At 67.9% G+C, this 17,920-nt stretch carries 13 protein-coding genes and 1 tRNA gene; 5 read left to right on the top strand and 9 right to left on the bottom strand.

Annotation, left to right across the window (positions count from 1 at the left end; translation table 11 throughout):
* Positions 1–5: 5 nt before the first annotated feature.
* The 3 genes from AC5P98_RS21380 (at position 6) to AC5P98_RS21370 (ending at position 7,442) form a co-directional block, all read left to right on the top strand.
* Positions 6–3,233 (top strand): hybrid sensor histidine kinase/response regulator, encoded by a 3,228-nt coding sequence (locus AC5P98_RS21380; protein ID WP_032956923.1) that lies wholly within the window; start codon positions 6–8, stop codon positions 3,231–3,233.
* Positions 3,230–3,871, top strand: coding sequence for a response regulator (locus tag AC5P98_RS21375; protein ID WP_014036089.1), 642 nt, complete (start codon positions 3,230–3,232; stop codon positions 3,869–3,871). The genes AC5P98_RS21380 and AC5P98_RS21375 overlap by 4 nt, the downstream gene beginning before the upstream one ends.
* Before the next feature lie 262 nt (positions 3,872–4,133).
* The gene (locus tag AC5P98_RS21370; protein ID WP_099475978.1) at positions 4,134–7,442 is read left to right on the top strand and encodes an autotransporter family protein; all 3,309 of its coding nucleotides are present in this window, start codon (positions 4,134–4,136) and stop codon (positions 7,440–7,442) included.
* A 505-nt stretch (positions 7,443–7,947) separates the two neighbouring features.
* Here AC5P98_RS21370 and ychF read toward each other — a convergent pair.
* From ychF to AC5P98_RS21325, 9 genes are all read right to left on the bottom strand, one after another.
* Positions 7,948–9,039 carry a redox-regulated ATPase YchF gene (ychF, locus tag AC5P98_RS21365; protein WP_049406789.1) on the bottom strand — a complete coding sequence of 364 codons (1,092 nt, stop codon included), beginning with the start codon at positions 9,037–9,039 and terminating at the stop codon, positions 7,948–7,950.
* Positions 9,040–9,137: 98 nt separating this feature from the next.
* Positions 9,138–9,719 carry a DMP19 family protein gene (locus AC5P98_RS21360; RefSeq protein WP_157806022.1) on the bottom strand — a complete coding sequence of 194 codons (582 nt, stop codon included), beginning with the start codon at positions 9,717–9,719 and terminating at the stop codon, positions 9,138–9,140.
* A 41-nt stretch (positions 9,720–9,760) separates the two neighbouring features.
* Positions 9,761–10,339: an aminoacyl-tRNA hydrolase gene (gene pth, locus AC5P98_RS21355; protein WP_032956928.1), complete on the bottom strand. Its 579-nt coding sequence runs from the start codon at positions 10,337–10,339 to the stop codon at positions 9,761–9,763.
* A gap of 48 nt (positions 10,340–10,387) precedes the next feature.
* The gene (locus AC5P98_RS21350; RefSeq protein WP_010481743.1) at positions 10,388–11,005 is read right to left on the bottom strand and encodes a 50S ribosomal protein L25/general stress protein Ctc; all 618 of its coding nucleotides are present in this window, start codon (positions 11,003–11,005) and stop codon (positions 10,388–10,390) included.
* 108 nt (positions 11,006–11,113) lie between these two features.
* Entirely contained in the window at positions 11,114–12,073 is a 960-nt protein-coding gene (locus AC5P98_RS21345; protein WP_005415400.1) for a ribose-phosphate diphosphokinase, read from the bottom strand.
* Positions 12,074–12,213: 140 nt separating this feature from the next.
* Positions 12,214–12,290: transfer RNA gene (locus tag AC5P98_RS21340), tRNA-Gln, on the bottom strand.
* A gap of 11 nt (positions 12,291–12,301) precedes the next feature.
* Complete coding sequence (ispE, locus tag AC5P98_RS21335) at positions 12,302–13,171, bottom strand: 4-(cytidine 5'-diphospho)-2-C-methyl-D-erythritol kinase (protein ID WP_014646034.1); 870 nt, start codon at positions 13,169–13,171, stop codon at positions 12,302–12,304.
* Positions 13,168–13,827 (bottom strand): lipoprotein insertase outer membrane protein LolB, encoded by a 660-nt coding sequence (gene lolB, locus AC5P98_RS21330; protein WP_049406798.1) that lies wholly within the window; start codon positions 13,825–13,827, stop codon positions 13,168–13,170. Before lolB ends, ispE begins: the two co-directional genes overlap by 4 nt.
* Positions 13,824–15,509 (bottom strand): tetratricopeptide repeat protein, encoded by a 1,686-nt coding sequence (locus AC5P98_RS21325; protein WP_173390336.1) that lies wholly within the window; start codon positions 15,507–15,509, stop codon positions 13,824–13,826. Before AC5P98_RS21325 ends, lolB begins: the two co-directional genes overlap by 4 nt.
* A 63-nt stretch (positions 15,510–15,572) precedes the next feature.
* On the opposite strand from AC5P98_RS21325, the gene hemA reads away from it, so the two are divergent.
* Both hemA and prfA read left to right on the top strand, forming a co-directional pair.
* Complete coding sequence (gene hemA / locus AC5P98_RS21320) at positions 15,573–16,856, top strand: glutamyl-tRNA reductase (RefSeq protein WP_014646031.1); 1,284 nt, start codon at positions 15,573–15,575, stop codon at positions 16,854–16,856.
* Entirely contained in the window at positions 16,834–17,916 is a 1,083-nt protein-coding gene (prfA, locus tag AC5P98_RS21315; protein WP_014646030.1) for a peptide chain release factor 1, read from the top strand. Before hemA ends, prfA begins: the two co-directional genes overlap by 23 nt.
* Positions 17,917–17,920 lie beyond the last annotated feature (4 nt).

Here is a 17,920-nt window from a genome sequence, read left to right as displayed (position 1 = left end):
CTGCCATGCCGGCCGAGGCCGCTCCTGTACGCCGACTCGCTCGCCGCTCACTGCGCGTCCACGCCCTGCTGATCGGCGTTGTGGTGCTGGCCACGCTGCAGGCCGGACTGCTGCTGTCGGCCGGCTCGCAGCTGTTCAACGAAGAGCGCAGCAAGATCGAGTACCACTTCCGCCGCCTGGACGGCACGCTGCGCGAGCAGGAGCGCTTTCTGCGCCAGTGGCGGCTGCATGATGTCGGCACGCATGGGCAGCCGGTGGCCGATGCCAGCGTGGAGCTGCAACGCGGGCCCTTGTTCGCCAACTTTGCGGTGATCGGAAGCGAGGGGGCCAGTCTTTCGCCACCGACTGAACTGGGGGACCGTTTCCTGCGCTTCTACGGCACGTTCTGGTCGGCCTCGCGCTATCCACCGCCGCAATGCCTGCTGGTCGATGGCCAAGGCACGCGCGGGCTGCTGGCACCGGTACAGATCGCCGGTACCGACGCGAGCCAGAACAGCCCGCATCACCTGCGCCCGGCGATCGCCGACATCCACCGGGTGCTGGGTACGCGACCGGCGGTGCAACGTGGTGGCATCGTCTGGGTGGGCGTGCCATGGCGCGACCGGCAGACCTGGCTGCTGGCCATCGCCCACGCCCCGCAGGATGCGCGCCTGTGGGGTGAGGACGACAAGGACTCGCAGGCCGCACTGGCCTGCCTGCTCGATCCTGGCCGTGTCGATGACTATCGCCAGGTGCTGGGTGTCCCGGTGTTCCAGCGGCTGTCGCTGTTCGATGCCAACGGCCAGCGCCTGCTGGGCGATGCAGCCGATGCCAGCGAGGCTGGCACCTCCTGGCAGGCCGGCCTCGCTGGCCTGCAGTTCCGCATGCGCAGCGAGCGCGGCTGGCTGGCGGTCTACCACGTCGGCTGGCGGCAGGTGTTTCAGCACCCGCAGGGGCCATTGCTGGGCGCGACCGTGGTCGCCCTGCTGCTGGCACTGGGCGGCACGCTGGTGCTGCGCGCGTACCGGCGTTCGGTCATCGAGCCGCTGCGCAGCAACCACGCGCGCCTGCTGGAAAGCGAAGCCTTCAGTCGCACGATTCTGGACAACGCGCCGATCGGGCTGTGCCTGCTGCGTCGTACCGATGGCAATGTGCTGCTGGACAACGCCCTCGCCCGCCGCTGGCTGGGCGAGGACTATCACGCCGGCGGCTGGCATGGCCCGTGGCGGCGCAGCGTACTGGCTGCCGGCGGCACCACGCTGGGCGATGGCCTGGCCTACGCCACGCCCGAAGGCCGCCACCTGCTGGTAACGGCGACACCGGCGCGCTATCGCGGTGAGCCGGCGGTGCTGTGCCTGTTCATTGACCTGAGCAGCCAGCATGAAGCCGAACAGGTGCTGCAGCAGGCGCGCCGCGCCGCCGACCAGGCCAACCGCGCGAAGAGCCAGTTCCTGGCCACGATGAGCCATGAGATCCGCACGCCGCTGTACGGTGTGCTCGGCACGCTTGAACTGCTGGGGCTGACGCCACTGGATGCACGGCAGCAGGACTACCTTGCAACGATCCAGCGTTCGTCCTCGACCCTGATGCAGCTGATCAGCGACATCCTGGATGTCAGCAAGGCCGAGGCCGGGCAACTGAGCCTGGAGCCAAGCCCATTCGATCCAGTGCGGCTGACCGAGGACGCGCTCGACTCGTATGCTGCCGCGGCCGCCAACAAGGGGCTGCAGTTCTACGCCTGCATCGATGCCGACGTACCGCCCGGGGTGTGCGGTGATGCCGCGCGGATCCGACAGGTGCTCAACAACCTGATCAGCAACGCACTGAAGTTCACCGACAGCGGGCGCGTGGTGGTCCGTGTTTCGGCACGCTGGCAGGAGCAACGCTGCTGGCTGCAATGGCAGGTGGCCGATACCGGTATCGGCATTGCCAGCGAACACCAGGCGCATCTGTTCGAGCCATTTTTCCAGGCCAACCCGGGCACCGATGCGATGCGCGGCACCGGCCTGGGGCTGGCCATCTGCGCGCATCTTGTGGCGTTGATGGAAGGCCAGCTGCGCGTGGTCAGCGAGAGCGGCCTGGGCAGCAGCTTCAGCGTCGAACTGCCGCTGCCCTCGGCTCCACCGGATCCACAGCAGGCCCCGCCGCCGCAACTACCCGCCGGCCTGCAGGTACAGGTGCGGGGCAGCGTGCGCGAACTGGTGCAATCGCTGTGCGAGCGCCTGCAGCAGCGCGGTGCACAGGCCAGCGTGTACCGGGAGGACAGCGCAGCAGGCCTGCCATCGTCCGCCGTGCTGCTCGAGCTGGTCCTGGACGACCCTCTGCCCGCATGGGCGGGTGGACCGCGCGTGATCGCCTGCCGCGAAGGCGGGGTGCGGCCACGGCAGGTCGATGGCGCCTGGCAGGTCGGCCTGCATCGATTCGACGCGATCGTGCTGGCCCTGGCCGCGGCCAGCGGCCAACCGCTGGCGGCCAGCGCCGAAGGGCGCCTGCCGGCGACGCGCCATTTCGGCCTGCAGGTGCTGGTCGCCGAGGACAACCCGATCAACCAGGCGATCCTGCGCGACCAGCTGGAACAGCTCGGCTGCCGCGCCGTGGTCGCCAGCGATGGCAATGAAGCGCTGGGCTACTGGCAACAAGGGGCGTTCGCGCTGGTGCTGACCGACCTGAACATGCCCGGGCTGGATGGCTACGGCCTGGCCCGTGCCTTGCGGGCACGGGGTGTCAGCGTGCCCATCCACGGCGCCACGGCCAATGCCGACCCGGCCGAACGCCAACGCTGCCAGGAATCGGGGATGCAGGGCGTGCTGGTCAAGCCGATCACGCTGGAAGCCCTGCAGCGCCTGCTGACCCGGATCACCGACGGTGATGCACCGGCCGTCGCGATGCAGGAGCGCCCTGCGTCCACTGCGTCGCACGACAAGGATCCCCCGCTGCAGGTTCCCGCGAAGATGCAGTCGCTGTTCGTACAGACCATGCAGGCCGACCTGGACAGCCTGCGCCAGGCGATCGCCGCTGCCGATCCCGCCAGGGTGGCGCAGGTTCTGCACCGCATCCGCGGCGCGCTGGTGATCGTCGGTGCACCTGCGCTGGTGGACAGCGGCCTGCAGATCGAACAGTGCCTTGCCGGCGGCGATGACCTGGCCACCCAGGCGGCCGCTCTTGCCGGGTTCCAGCGACGCCTCGAGCAGCTGCTGCATCCGTTGCGCGACGCTGCATCCCCCTCCCTTCCCGACGACCCGACCCTGCCATGACCACACGGATCCTCATCGCCGACGACCACCCGATCGTGCTTGCCGGCATCCGCGACGTACTGGCCGGGGAACTGGACCTGGACATCGTGGGCGAAGCGGCCGATCCGGCGACGCTGATCGAGCTGATGACCCGGACCCGGCCACAGGCGGTGATCACCGACTACAGCATGCCGGGAGGCGATCGCTTCGGGGACGGCATCAAGCTGATCTCGTTCCTGCGCCGCAGCTTCCCGGAGACGCGCCTGCTGGTGCTGACGATGGTGTCCAATCCGTCGTTGGTCGCGGCGATGTATGCCGCCGGCGCCGGTGGCGTGGTGCTCAAGAGCCATGGATTGGGCAGCCTGGTACAGGCCCTGCGCGTGGTGCTGGCCGATCGCGTCTACCGCCCCCCGGGACTGCTGCCGGTAGCCGCGAGCGAACCGGCCGATGCGGATGCGGTCCGTGCGCGGCTGTCGCCGCGCGAGCTGGAGGTGATCCGCCTGTTCACCAGTGGCATGAGCGTGGGCGACATCGCACGCCAGCTGCAGCGCAGCGCCAAGACGGTCAGCACGCAGAAGATCAGCGCGATGCGCAAGCTCGGTGTGGACAGCGACCAGGCGCTGATCGAGTACTGCCTGCAGGCCTCGCTGTTCGGCTGAGGCCACTCCCGGCTGAATGCCGCCGGCCCTGCGACGGGGCCTGCAACCGCTTTAGGAAACGCCTGATTCCATCGGACAGTGCCGATTTCTAGGCTGGAGACATCCCGCCAAGGTGCGCCTGCCGGCTGTTGCCGCATCGCCGTGGGGGACGGAAGTCCGATGGCGCCTGCAATTGCCGTGGCGTGGGACTTCCGCAGCGACGCGGCCCTGCCGCGTCAGTCCGCGCAGCCTCGCTGCGCCCTGCCACAGGAAGTCCATCAGCATGAACGCCTCCCCCACACGGCACGGCCGTGCGTACGGGCGCGCGCACGGAAAGCGCGTACCCCTCATTCCCAGCCTGTTGGCCACTGCGCTGTGGGCAGCCCTGCCGGCGCATGCCGCAGACCTCACCGGCCCGCTGCTGGTCAACGACGGTGACACCCTGCAGCTGGGTGCCGACGACGTCCTCACCCACAGTGCGGGCAGCTTCGCACTTGCGGTCACCGGTACCGGCAGCAATGCGCTGATCGACGGCAGCCGCATCCACGTGACCGGCAATGGCAGCGGCGTGTCCGCTGCCAATGGTGGCCAGGTGCAGCTGCGCGACGCAACGCTGTCGATCGCACCGGCGACCGGCACGGGCTTCTATGCGCTGTATGCCAATGGTGCCGGCAGCGTGATCGATGCGCGCGATGTCGACATCGATGCCACGCGCAACGGCAGCGGATTCGGCAGCGTGCAGGCCTACAACGGTGGCGTGATCCACTATGCCGGGGGCAGTCTTTCAATGACCGGGACCGGTGGCACGCTGGCCGGTGCATCCGGCAAGGGCAGCGAGCTGCACCTGGCCGATCTGCGGATGAGCGCCGACGGCGGTGCCCGCCTGCGCGCCGACAGTGCCGGCCTGCTGACGATCCGCAACAGCCGCATCACCCTCGCCCCCGGTGGCATCCTTGCCGGCGTGGCGGCCAACGGCGTGGGCAGCCGCGCCGAGCTGTACGACACCTACCTGCAGGGCGGTTGGTTCGATATCGACAGCGGCGGCAGCCTGCTGCTGGAGAACGTGGAAGCCCATTCGGTGGGCGGCAGCATGCGCCTGCTCGGCAGCCGTATCAGCAAGACCTATTCCAGTGCAGTGATCAACGGCGGCAGCTTCTACACCGTCGGTGGCTATGGCGTGAACATCAACAGCTGGGGACAGTTGACCGCAAGCGATGCCGCGTTCGATGTTCGTGATGGCTACTCCGGATTCTGGCTGGCCAGCGATGAGTCGCGCCTGCAGCTGACCGACAGCAGCATCGACACCTGGACCGACACCTACGGTTATGGCGTTGAGATCGCCGGCGGAGTTGCCACCGTGCAGGGCGGCCGGATCACCACGCACGGTGATGCGACCTACGGCGTGCGCGTGACCGGCTCCACCGGCAGCACCGCCAGCCGCATCGAAGCCAACGGCAGCGTGATCGACGTGCGCGGCAACGGCGGCGGTGGCGTGTTCATCGGCGGCTCCACCGCCACCGCGCTGCTCGATGCCGTTGCGATCCGCAGCGATGGCGAGAACGTGTTCGGCATCGTGCACATGAACACCGCGCGGCTGACCCAGGCCGATCGCCTGGATATCCGCATGACCGGCAGCAACAGCGGCGGCTACCGCTCCTACCTGACCGCGTTCGGCCCGTACTGGAACCGTGCCACCTTCAATGACAGCCACATAGAGACCGCCAGCGGCGCAGCGTTCTGGCTGCAGGGCAGCAACCATGCCTTGAACGTCAATGGCAGCGATGTGACTGCGGGCGACGGCAGCGGCCGCCTGCTGCGGGTCAGCGACACGGTATTCACCGATGGCAGCAGCGTGGCGACCAGCCGCATCGACTTCAGCGCCGACGCCAGCATGCTGCGCGGTGACGTGGTGGTCGACAGCGCAACGGCTGAGGTGCACATGGTGCTGGGCAACGGCACCACGTTCAGCGGCGCCCTGCGCAACGACTCCGGCTACCAGGTCGCACAACTGGCGCTGGATGGCAGCAGCCAGTGGAACGTACGCGCCAGTTCCAGCGTCGGCACGCTCGAACACGCCGGCACCATCGCTTTCGATGCGCCGGCGGCCGGCGATTTCAAGACCGTTACCGTCAGCGGCGACTACGTGGGCAACGGTGGCCAGTGGATCTTCAACCGCGCGCTGGGCGACGACACTTCGCTGGGCGACCAGCTGGTGATCAACGGCAACAGCAGCGGCACCGCCAGCGTGAGTGTGCGCAATGCCGGCGGCGCCGGTGCGCTGACCCAGGAGGGCATCCGCCTGATCACCGTGGCCGGCCAGTCGGATGCACAATTCAGCCTGCAGGGGCGCGCGGTTGCCGGTGCCTACGACTACTTCCTGTTCAAGGGCGGTGTGTCGACCCCGGACGATGGCAACTGGTACCTGCGCTCGGAATACGTGCCGCCGGTCGATCCGCCGCAGCCGCCGGATCCCCCGATCGACCCGCCGCAGCCGCCGGATCCGCCGGTCGACCCGCCGCAGCCGCCGGAACCGCCGGTCGACCCACCGTCACCGCCGGAGCCGCCGATCGATCCGCCGTTGCCGCCGGAGCCGCCGATCGATCCACCATTGCCGCCGGAGCCGCCGATCGATCCGCCGCGCCCGCAGGTGGAACGCCCGGAACCGGCGGCCTACCTGGCCAACCGCAGCGCCGCACTGGGCATGTTCCGGCACAGCCTGCACGACCGCGCCGGTGATCCCGCCGCCGTGGCCAGTGCCAGCGGCGATGCCGTGGCCTGGATGCACCTTCGCAGCGCGCAGCCCGACAGCCACGACCGCAACCGCCAGGTCCAGGTCGATGGGCAGATCAGCAGCATGCTGGTCGGCGTCGGCCGCCGCTTCGAAGTGGGTGGCACGGGCGAGCTGCAGGCCGGTGCGATGCTCGGCCACGGCCGCGCGCGCAATGACAGCCGCTCGCAGGTGACCGGCTACACCGCGCGTGGCGTGGTCACCGGCACCAGCGTGGGTGCCTATGCTACCTGGCTGCAGGATGCGCACATGCAAGGCGGCGCCTATGTGGATGGTTGGCTGCAATACGGCCGCTTCCGCAACAGCGTGCAGGGCGAAGGCCTGCAGAAGGAGCGCTATGACGCCCGCAACTGGAGTGCGTCGGCCGAGGCCGGCTATGTGCTGCCCCTGCGGCGCACCGCGCAGCGCGGCATTTACCTGGAACCGCAGGTGCAGGTGGTGCACAGCCGCTATGACAGCGACCGCGTGGTCGAGGCCAACGGCACGGTAGTCGAGGACCGCGGTGGTGGCGAGACCAGCACCCGCCTCGGCCTGCGCCTGTACAGCCGTGGGTTGAGCCCGGCGCAGGGCCAGGTGCACCCGTACGTGGCGGTGAACTGGTGGTCCGGCGGCAATGGTGCGGGCCTGACAATGGACGGCGAGCGCCTGCAGCGGCAGTTGCCGCGTGACATCTACGAAGCCAAGGCCGGCGTGCAGGTGGATCTGTCCGGCGGCTGGCGCGGCTGGGGTGAACTGAGCCGGCAGAGCGGTGGCATGGGCTTCCACGACGTCGGTGCCCAGCTGGGCGTGTCGTACACCTGGTGACGCGGGACGTGCCCGGCAAGGGAATGCCGGGCACTTTTTCCACATGCGGCGTGGAAAGCGATGGGGGTTTGGTGTGGACAAGTGGGTTCGAGCGTTGCGGGGCAGGCGCTTCCGGGCGTGGTGAGTTTTTGTCCACGTCTGCAGTTCTTTTCCACAACGCGCGTGGAAAGCGATGGGAACTAGGTGTGGACAAGTAGTTGTGAGCATTGCAGCGCAGGCGTTTCGAAGCGTGGTGAAAATTTGTCCAGGTCGTGCGGGCGAGCCCCTTGTAGAGCCGAGCCCACGCTCGGCTCCGGCTGGCATCAGCCGAGCATGGGCTCGGCTCTACATCAGGTTCGTCGGTTTTCCACACCCGACGTGGAAAGCGATGGGAGTTTGCTGTGGACAAGTACCGGCGAACGTCACACCGCAAGCGTTTCGCAGCCTGGTGTTTTTTTGTCCATCACCGGAAACGCGAACGCCCCGCACAGGGCGGGGCGTCCGGGGTCGATCCGATGCCGCAGGATCAGACGTTGAAGCGGAAGTGCAGGATGTCGCCTTCCTGCACGCGGTACTCCTTGCCTTCCAGGCGCAGGCGACCGGCTTCCTTGGCGCCGGCTTCGCCCTTGTACTTGATGAAGTCGTCATACGCGATGGTTTCGGCGCGGATGAAGCCCTTCTCGAAGTCGGTGTGGATGACGGCGGCAGCCTGCGGAGCGGTGGCGCCCTTGCGCACGGTCCACGCACGGACTTCCTTCACGCCGGCGGTGAAGTAGGTCTGCAGGCCGAGCAGGCTGTAGGCCGCGTTGATCACGCGGTTCAGGCCCGGCTCGCTCAGGCCCAGGTCCGCCAGGAAGGTATCGCGGTCTTCGTCGTCGAGCTGGGACAGCTCTTCTTCGATCGCGGCCGACACCGGCACCACCTGCGCGCCTTCGGCGGCAGCATGCGCACGCACGGCTTCCAGGTGCGGGTTGTTGTCGAAACCGTCTTCCAGCACGTTGGCGATGTACATCACCGGCTTCAGGGTCAGCAGGAACAGGTCGCGCACCAGCGCCTTCTCTTCCTCGTCCAGCCCGGCCGAGCGCCCAGCCTTGCCCTCCGACAGTGCAGCCTGCAACTTGGCCAGCACCGGCTTGCGCGCCGCCGCATCCTTGTCGCCACCCTTGGCCGCACGCTCGGCACGGTTCAGCGCCTTCTCGACACTGTCCAGGTCGGCCAGCGCCAGTTCGGTGTCGATGGTTTCGATGTCCGCGATCGGGTCGACCTTGCCGGCCACGTGCACGATGTCACCGTGCTCGAAGCAGCGCACCACGTGGGTGATCGCATCGACTTCGCGGATGTGCGCCAGGAACTTGTTGCCCAGGCCCTCACCGCTGGCGGCACCGGCGACCAGGCCGGCGATGTCGACGAACTCGACCGCGGTCGGGATGACCTTCTGCGGGTTGATGATGCCCGCCAGCTCGTTCAGGCGCGGATCCGGCACCGGCACGATGCCGACGTTCGGTTCGATGGTGCAGAACGGGAAGTTCGCCGCGGCGATGCCCGCCTTGGTCAGCGCATTGAACAGGGTCGACTTGCCGACGTTGGGCAGGCCGACGATGCCGCATTTGATACCCATGGGTTGAATCCGGGTTTGAGTGTAAGTGGATGATTCGGGATTCAAGGCTCGCCTGCGGGCATGCCCTCAATCCCCAATCGTCCTTCCAGTAGCCAAAGCTAGAACGCAGCGTACAGCTTGTGCTTCTCAGCGTAGGTCTGCAGTGCAGTAGAAAGCTCTAGCCTCTCCTCAGTCTCACAAAATCTCTGGCTCAAGCGGCCCAGCAGAGCTTCGACACCGTCCGGCAACTCATTATGCTGACCGTACATTTTCTCCCACCGGACACCTTCATCCTTGGGCACGGCGTCGTCACCGAACAGCACCATCTTGGCTTCTTTCAGCACGTCTCCCAATTCGACCAGCCCCATTTCTTCAAGACCTGCGAGCGTCTCTTCGTAATAGGCACCCGAGTAACTGTCGAAGTACGTACCAATGCCGCCACGCCAGACTTCGCTACTTGTCACCGAAACCGCGAAGTAGCGCTGATCTGGCGTCAGGAGACCTGAGAATCCACAGCCCGAGCCGCCTTCCTGTTCCACCAGCCAGTTCCAGTGGCGCCCCGCAGCGGAATTCTCGTATCGGTCCAGCTCTTCGCGCATTTCCTTGTTTCGCACCTTCGCCTCTTCCATGCTCTGCCGCGTACCATTCCGGCACGGCATGCAGAGCCCATCGTTCCGGGCCGCCGTCGCCAGCAGGATCATGGCGCCACACACGGTGCAGGGAGTACGCGGGTCGGTCATGGTCAGCGCGGGGTGTGCAGCCGCTTCATCGCTTCGTTGAAATCGCCCTGCACCGCCAGCGGCAGCACGTCGATCGCATCGTCGATGGCGCGTGCGATCAGCACGTCATCCTCCTTGGACGGGCGCCCCAGCACCCAACCCACCACGCGGTCCTTGTGGCCGGGGTGGCCGATGCCCACGCGCAGGCGGTGGAATTTGCCATGACCCAGCAGGCGGATGGTATCGCGCAGGCCGTTCTGGCCGCCGTGGCCACCGTCGAACTTCAGCCGCGCCGCACCGGGCGGCAGGTCCAGCTCGTCGTGGGCCAGCAGGGTTTCTTCCGGCTCGATCTTCCAGAACCGCTGCGCGGCGGTGACCGACTTGCCGCTGAGGTTCATGAAGGTGGCGGGCTTGAGCAGCCACACCGTCTGCCCGGCGATCTCGACCTTGGCGGTCTCGCCGAACAGCTTGCTGTCCACATTCCATCGCGCACCGGCTTTTTCCGCCAGGGCCTCAACGAAATGAAACCCGGCATTGTGCCGGGTCCGGGCGTGTTCCGATCCGGGATTGCCCAGACCGACGATCAGTCGCAGTCCTGCCATGGTTCCTTCCAGTACGGTGCCTGCCCGGAGGCAGGCACCGTAACGGTATTACTCGGCGGCAGCCGCTTCTTCGTCAGCCTCGTCGGCCTTGCCGGCCTTGGCGGTGACGATGGCGTCGTCGTGGTCCTTGCCCAGCGCCAGCGCCGGGATTTCCACGCCCTTCGGCAGCTTGATGTTGGACAGGTACACGACGTCACCGGCCTTCAGCTCGCCCAGGTCGACTTCGATCGACTCCGGCAGGTCCTTCGGCAGGCAGGTGATGGTCACTTCCTTCAGTTCGTGGGTGACCACGACGTCGGCAGCCTTGCCGGCCGGCGAGGTGTCTTCGTTGACGAAGTGCAGCGGGACCGAAGCGGTCAGGGCTTCGTTCTCGTTCACGCGCTGGAAGTCCAGGTGCATGATCAGCTGCTTGTACGGGTGGCGCTGCATGTCACGCAGCAGGACCTTCTGCACCTGGCCATCCAGGTTCAGGTCCAGGATCGAGGCATAGAACCACTCGTTCTGCTGGGCCAGCCAGATTTCGTTGTGGTCCAGGCTGATGGCGACCGGCTCGGCGTTGCCGCCGTACACGATGGCCGGGATCACACCAGCGTGACGCAGGCGGCGGCTCGCACCCTTACGCTGCAGTTCACGCTTGGTGACCTTGATTTCATGGGTCTTCGACATTTTCGACTACTCAGGTTGTTGCCGCGCCCTGCGGCGTGGCGGTTGAAGATGCTTCCGCGACCAGAAGCATCCGGGTATGTCCCCGCCGTTGCCGGCAGGGACGAAAACTCAGTCGACGTACAGCGAGCTGACCGACTCGCCGAAGGCGATGCGGCGCATCGTTTCGGCCAGCATTTCCGCCACGCTCAGCTGGCGGATCTTGCTGCACACCCGCGCTGCGTCCTTCAGCGGGATGGTGTCGGTCACCACCAGCTCGTCGAGCTGGGAATTGGTGATGTTGTCCACCGCCGGGCCCGACAGCACCGCGTGGGTGCAGTAGGCGGCGACCTTGAGCGCACCGCGCGCCTTCAGGGCAGCGGCAGCGGCGCACAGGGTGCCGGCGGTATCGACGATGTCATCGACCATCACGCAGGTCTTGCCTTCGACGTCACCGATGATGTTCATCACGGTGGAGACGTTGGCGCGCGGGCGGCGCTTGTCGATGATCGCCAGGTCGGCGTCATCCAGGCGTTTGGCCACCGCACGGGCGCGGACCACGCCGCCCACGTCCGGCGAGACAACAATCAGGTTCTCGGTGCCGTAGGCGCGCCAGATGTCGGCCAGCAGCAGCGGGGACGCATACACGTTGTCCACCGGAATATCGAAGAAGCCCTGGATCTGGTCGGCGTGCAGGTCGACGGTCAGCACGCGATCAGCGCCAGCGGTGCTGAACATCTTGGCCGCCAGCTTGGCGGTGATCGGCACGCGCGAGGAACGCATGCGGCGGTCCTGGCGCGAGTAGCCGAAGTACGGCACCACGGCGGTCACGCTGGCCACCGATGCGCGCTTGAGCGCGTCGATCAGCACCAGCAGTTCCATCAGGTTTTCCGCGCTCGGCGCGCAGGTCGGCTGGATCACGAACACGTCCTGCTTGCGGACGTTCTCTTCGATTTCCACCTGCACTTCACCATCGGAGAAGTGCGACACCAGCGCCTTGCCCGGGCGGACCCCCAGTTCCTTGCAGATGTTCTGCGCCAGACGTTTGTTGGCGTTGCCGGAAAAGACCAGCAGGTTCGGGGACTCTTGCATCATGATTGTCTCGGGCGGGGACGAGTGGCGGGGATCCGGAGTCGGCAAGGACCCCGATGGACCCTTGCTGCTGACAACACCGCGGTTGTTTCCACGTCCCGCGCGGGCGATGCGCTGGAAGGCGCGGACACAGCCGCTATTGGCAGGGGCGGTAGGATTCGAACCTACGAATGCCAGGATCAAAACCTGGTGCCTTGGGCCTCTTGGCGACGCCCCTGCATTGATAAATCAGTGTTGCTCGAGTGCATCCAGCAGTGGCGAACGCGCAACGCCCGCTGCCACCCTTGCCCGCAACTCCTTCGGCAACTTCGACCGCCCCTGCTCTGCAGCAGCCTGCGATGCGAACTCGACGAAACAACCACTTCCCGAACCGGTCAGCCGCGCCGCGCCGATGTCGCTCAACGCGGCAAGCGCTGCCTCGACGGCAGGCTCACGGCGGCGCAGCACCGGTTCGAACGCGTTCCCGACCAGGGTCCCGGAAGCGAAGTCCTCTATTTTCGCCACTGGGCTGTCGCGCGTCAAATCCGGGTCTGCAAACAGGACCGGCGTAGGAACATGAACACCCGGTTCAACCACCACATACCAGGCCGGCGCCAGCGTGATCGGCTGCAGGCGCTCGCCCACCCCTTCGGCCCAGGCGTTGTGGCCACGCACGAACACCGGCACGTCGGCGCCCAGGCGCAGGGCCAGCGCGGCCAGGGCATCCTCGTCCAGGCCGGCGCGCCAGAGCCGATTCAGCACCACCAGCACGGTGGCCGCGTCGGACGAACCGCCGCCGAAGCCACCACCGGCAGGAACGTGCTTTTCGACGATGATGTCAGCACCTTGCGCGCCCTTCGCCTCATCCTGGAGCAGGCGCGCGGCCCGCACCGCCAGGTCATCGGCCTCGGCCACACCGGCCAAGCCCTCGCCCTGCCGACGCACCTGACCGTCTTCACGCAGGCGCAGGCCGATGCGGTCCCCCCAGTCCAGCAGGCGGAATACGGTCTGCAGCTCGTGGTAGCCGTCGGCCCGGCGGCCAGTGATGTGCAGGAACAGGTTCAGCTTGGCCGGGGCCGGCCACCAGGACCAGCCCGCGTCGTCGCGCCCGGCGCTCATGGCGTGCCCTGCCCCCACTGGTCCACCAGCAGGCGCACCTTGGCGTCGCCATTGCTGGCCTCGATCCGTCGCGGCAGCGCCGGTCGTCCGGCGTCGGCCGGGTACCAGTCCAGATACTGCACCTGCCAGCCCATCTGCTGCATGCGGCGCGGCCGGCCTTCACCGTCGCGCTCGACCTTTTCCGGACCGGCAGCATCCCCGGCCACCAGGCCGCGGATCCACTCCGGCAGCTGATTGACCGGGATGTCCCAGCCAGTCGCTTCCAGCAGCAGCTGCTGGGCGTCCTCGCCCTCGCGCGGACCGCCGGACAGCCCTTCCAGGCGACCGGCTTCGGAATGGGTGTCGCCGGTCAGCTTCCAGCTCTGCCGGGTCACCGGCGCGCTCAGTTCGACCACGTAGCGGCGGCCGTCCTGCTTCCAGTCGATGCGACCGCTGCCGCCGTCCTTGCCCTTGCTGACCGCCACCCGCCCCTGGAAGGCCCAGTCCGGCTGTGCCTGCAGCGCGGCCACGCGCGCTGCCTCGGCCTGCGCCGCTTCAGCCGAAACAATCTCGACCACCGCTGGCGCCGGGGTCTTCTGCGTGCCGACACTGGTACAGGCGCTCACCGCCAGGGTCACGGTCGCCAACAGCAGCGGCCGGATCAGGGAACCACTCATGGATTGAATTTCTCACGGGCGCGCAGCAGCGCGCGGTTTTCAGGGTCGAGCTTGGCCGCTTCGTCGAAGAAGTGGCGGGCCTCGTCATGCTTGCCCAGCACCCACAGCACTTCGCCGACGTGGGAAGCGATCTCCGGGTCCTTGGCCAGGGTCCAGGCCCGGCGCAGCTGTACCAGTGCCTCTTCCTTGCGGCCCAGGCGATACAGCACCCAGCCATAGCTGTCGACGATGGCGGCGTTGTCCGGCTCGGCCACGCGGGCGCGGTCGATCAGCTCCAGCGCTTCCTGCAGGCGGCCGGTGCGATCGGCCAGGGTGTAGCCCAGCGCGTTCAGCGCCGGCACGTTTTCCGGGTCGGTCACCAGGATCTTGCGCAGGTCGGCCTCGGCGCGCGGGATGTCGTCGCGGCGCTCCCAGGTGAGCGCACGTGCGTACAGCAGGCCGTTGTCGTCCGGGTAGGCGGCCAGGCCGCGGGCCAGCGCATCCAGTTCACCGGCGCTGTCGTCACCACGCTGGCGCAGTTCAGCTTCCAGCAGGTAGGCGTCACGGCGCACATCGTCGTCGACCACCGCGTCGGACTGGATCGCGTGCACTTCCTCCAGCGCCAGCGGCAGGCGCCCGGCCAGGGCCTGGGCATTGGCCGCGCGCAGGCGCGCTTCGCTCAGCTCATCGCCACCGGGCACGCTGTGGTACCACTGCACCGCCTCGGGGTAACGCTTAAGGTATTCGGCGATCTTGCCCAGCAACAGGCGCTGCGCCGGATCCGGCTTGGCCGCCTGCCGCGACAGCTCGTTGTAGAGGTTGGACAGCGCTGCCTTGTCGCCCTGCTTGGCCAGCAGCGAGGCGCGCATGCCCCAGGTCTGTACGTCCTGCGGGCCGAACGCCAACACGCGCTCGGCCGCAGCCGGCTGGCCCAGGCTGTCGTAGGCGATGGCCACCGCATTGCGCAGCTCGGGGTCCTGGCGGGTCTTCGGCTCGACGTCGTGCAGCAGCGACAATGCCTTGTCGGTCTCGCCCGCCTGCTGCAGCTGGCTGGCACGCAGCAACGCTACGCGCGGTTCTTCCGGGAAGCGCTTGACCACTTCATCGATCATGCGCCGCGCCAGCTCGGGCTTGTCCATGCGCAGGGCCAGGCGACCGAACTCCTGCCAGGCCTCGATCTTCGGCGGAATCGCATTGGCATCGACCAGCTCGCCGAGCACCTGCGCCGGCACCGCCGGGTCGCGGCCACCGCCGATCAGCGCGGCCAGGGCGAACTTCCAGCCGCGCTCGTCGGGGTCGGCCAGCAGCGCCTGCAGCTCGGTGCGGGCAGCCTTCACATCGCCCTGGCGCATGGCCAGCGCACCGGCGGCGCTGCGCATGGTCAACGAGCGCGGGGCGCGCTGCTGCCACAGGGCCAGGCCCTTGGCGGCGCTGGCATCATCGTTGGCCAGCATGGAGATACGGGTCGCGCGCTCGGCCAGGCCGGCGTCGCCGTCGGTCTGCTGCGCGGCCTGCAGGTACCAGCGCGCGGCCTCGGCCAGCTTGCCGGCCTGCAGGGCGAACTCACCGGCCATCACCGGTTCCAGCGCCAGTTCCTCAGTGGCCGCGGCCCGCACGGGGGCCTTGGCCGGCACCGCCGCCAGGGCCTGGGCGCAGGCCAGGGACAGCAGCAGAACACTGGGGATGCGAATCAATGCGGGCATCGTCGGCATCGGGGCCTTAAAATGTCGTCCAATGGCCAGCAGCTTATCGCAAGCAACTGAACAATGACCCTGTGGGTGCTCGGACTGAATCACCAGACCGCACCGGTGGAGCTGCGCGAGCGCGCGGCCTTCGCCGGTGAGGCGTTGCCGCGTGCGCTGGGCTCGCTGCGCGATACCCCGCAGATCGCCGAGGCAGTGCTGCTGTCCACCTGCAACCGCACCGAACTGTATGCCGTGGCCGAGTCGGCACAGGCGCTGGACCAGTGGCTGCACAGCCAGGCAGGCGACCTGCAGGGCTACCTGTACCAGCATGCCGATGCCGAGGCCGTGCGCCACCTGTTCCGGGTCGCCACCGGGCTGGACTCGATGGTGCTGGGCGAACCGCAGATCCTCGGCCAGGTAAAGGATGCCTGGTCGACCGCGCGTGACCACGGCCTGCTCGGCCAGCGCCTGGACCGCCTGTTCCAGCAGACCTTCTCGGTAGCCAAGCGTGCGCGCACCGATACCCAGGTCGGCGCCAACCCGGTGTCGGTGGCCTCGGCGGCGGTGCGCCTGGCGCAGAACGCCTTCGCGCGCCTGGATGACTCCACCGTGCTGCTGGTCGGTGCCGGCGAGACCATCGAGCTGGCTGCACGCCACCTGAGTGAGGGCAAGGTGCGGCGGCTGCTGATCGCCAACCGCACCCTCGCCCACGCGCAGGAACTGGCCAGCCGCCATGGCGGCGTGGCCCTGCCGCTGACCGAACTGGACCGCCATCTCGGCGAGGCCGACATCGTGTTCTCGGCCACCGCCGCGCGCGAACCGGTGATCCATCGCGAGATGGTGGCCAAGGCACTGCGCGCGCGCCGGCACAAGCCGATGCTGCTGTTCGACCTGGCCGTGCCGCGCGACATCGAAGCCGAGGTCGGCACGCTCAACGACGCCTTCCTCTACACCGTCGATGACCTGGAACGCGCGGTGGAAGACAACCGTCGTGGCCGCCGCGAGGCCGCCGCCGAGGCCGAGGCGATCATCGACCTGCAGGTGTCGCGTTTCATCGAGACCCAGCAGGCCAGCGCCCACCAGGCACCGCTGCGGCAGCTGCGTGCGTTCGGCGAAGCGACCCGCGCCGAACTGCTGGAGCGCGCACGGCAGCAGCTGGCCAACGGCAAGCCCGCCGACGAAGTGCTGGAACTGCTGGCCCATGGCCTGACCAACCGCCTGCTGCATCCGCCGACCGCCGCTCTGCGCGCGGCCGCGCTGAGTGGCGATGCCGACCTGACCCGCGCCGCCGAGCGCCTGTTCCCGGCCACGCCGGGTTACCGCCACCCACCCGTGAGACCCGATGACGCCGACCCTGCGCCGTAAGCTGGAAGCGCTGGCCGAGCGCCGCGAAGAACTGGAACGCCTGCTCGCCGAACCCGATGTGGTCGCCGACAACACCCGTTTCCGCGACCTTTCGCGCGAATTCGCCCAACTTGAACCGGTCGCTGCCGCGCTCGCCGAGGAAGCCCGTGCCAAGGCCGACCTGGCCGCCGCCGAAGGCATGCGCGCCGACCCCGACCTGCGTGAACTGGCAGACGAGGAAATCGCCGCGGCGCAGGCGCGCCTGCAGGAACTGGAACAAGAACTGGCCCTGCTGCTGGTACCACGCGATCCGCGCGACGAAGGCAACCTGTTCCTGGAAGTACGCGCCGGCACTGGCGGCGATGAAGCCGCGATCTTCGCCGGCGATCTGTTCCGCATGTACGCCCGCTATGCCGAGCGCCAGGGCTGGAAGGTCGAGATCGAATCGGACAACCCCGGTGAGCATGGCGGCTACAAGGAAGTAGTAGCGCGCGTGGTCGGCCGTGGTGCGTTCTCGCGCCTGAAGTTCGAATCGGGCACGCATCGCGTGCAGCGCGTGCCGGCCACCGAATCGCAGGGCCGCATCCACACTTCGGCGGCCACCGTGGCGATCATTCCCGAGGCCGACGAGGTCGATGACATCGTCATCAACCCGGCCGACCTGAAGGTGGATACGTTCCGCTCGTCCGGTGCCGGCGGCCAGCACGTCAACAAGACCGAATCGGCCATCCGCATCACCCACGTGCCGACCGGCGTGGTGGTAGAGTGCCAGACCGAGCGCAGCCAGCACGCCAACCGCGACAAGGCGATGAAGCGCCTGAAGGCGCAGCTGCTCGATGCCGAGCGCCAGCGCCAGGACGCCGCGCAGGCCGAATCGCGGCGCCTGCAGGTCGGCAGCGGCGACCGCAGCCAGCGCATCCGCACCTACAACTTCCCGCAGGGCCGGATCACCGACCACCGCGTGGAAGGCCTGACCCTGTACGACCTGCCCAACATCCTCGCCGGCGACCTCGACCCGCTGCTGCAGCGGCTCAGCCACGAACACCAGGTCGACGCCCTGGCCCAGCTTTCGGCGGGCTGAGCAC

The organism is Stenotrophomonas sp. YJH_SMC_135, from assembly GCF_059372355.1.
Note: the sequence above shows the minus strand (reverse complement) of the source record. Positions and strands in the feature narration are given on the sequence as shown.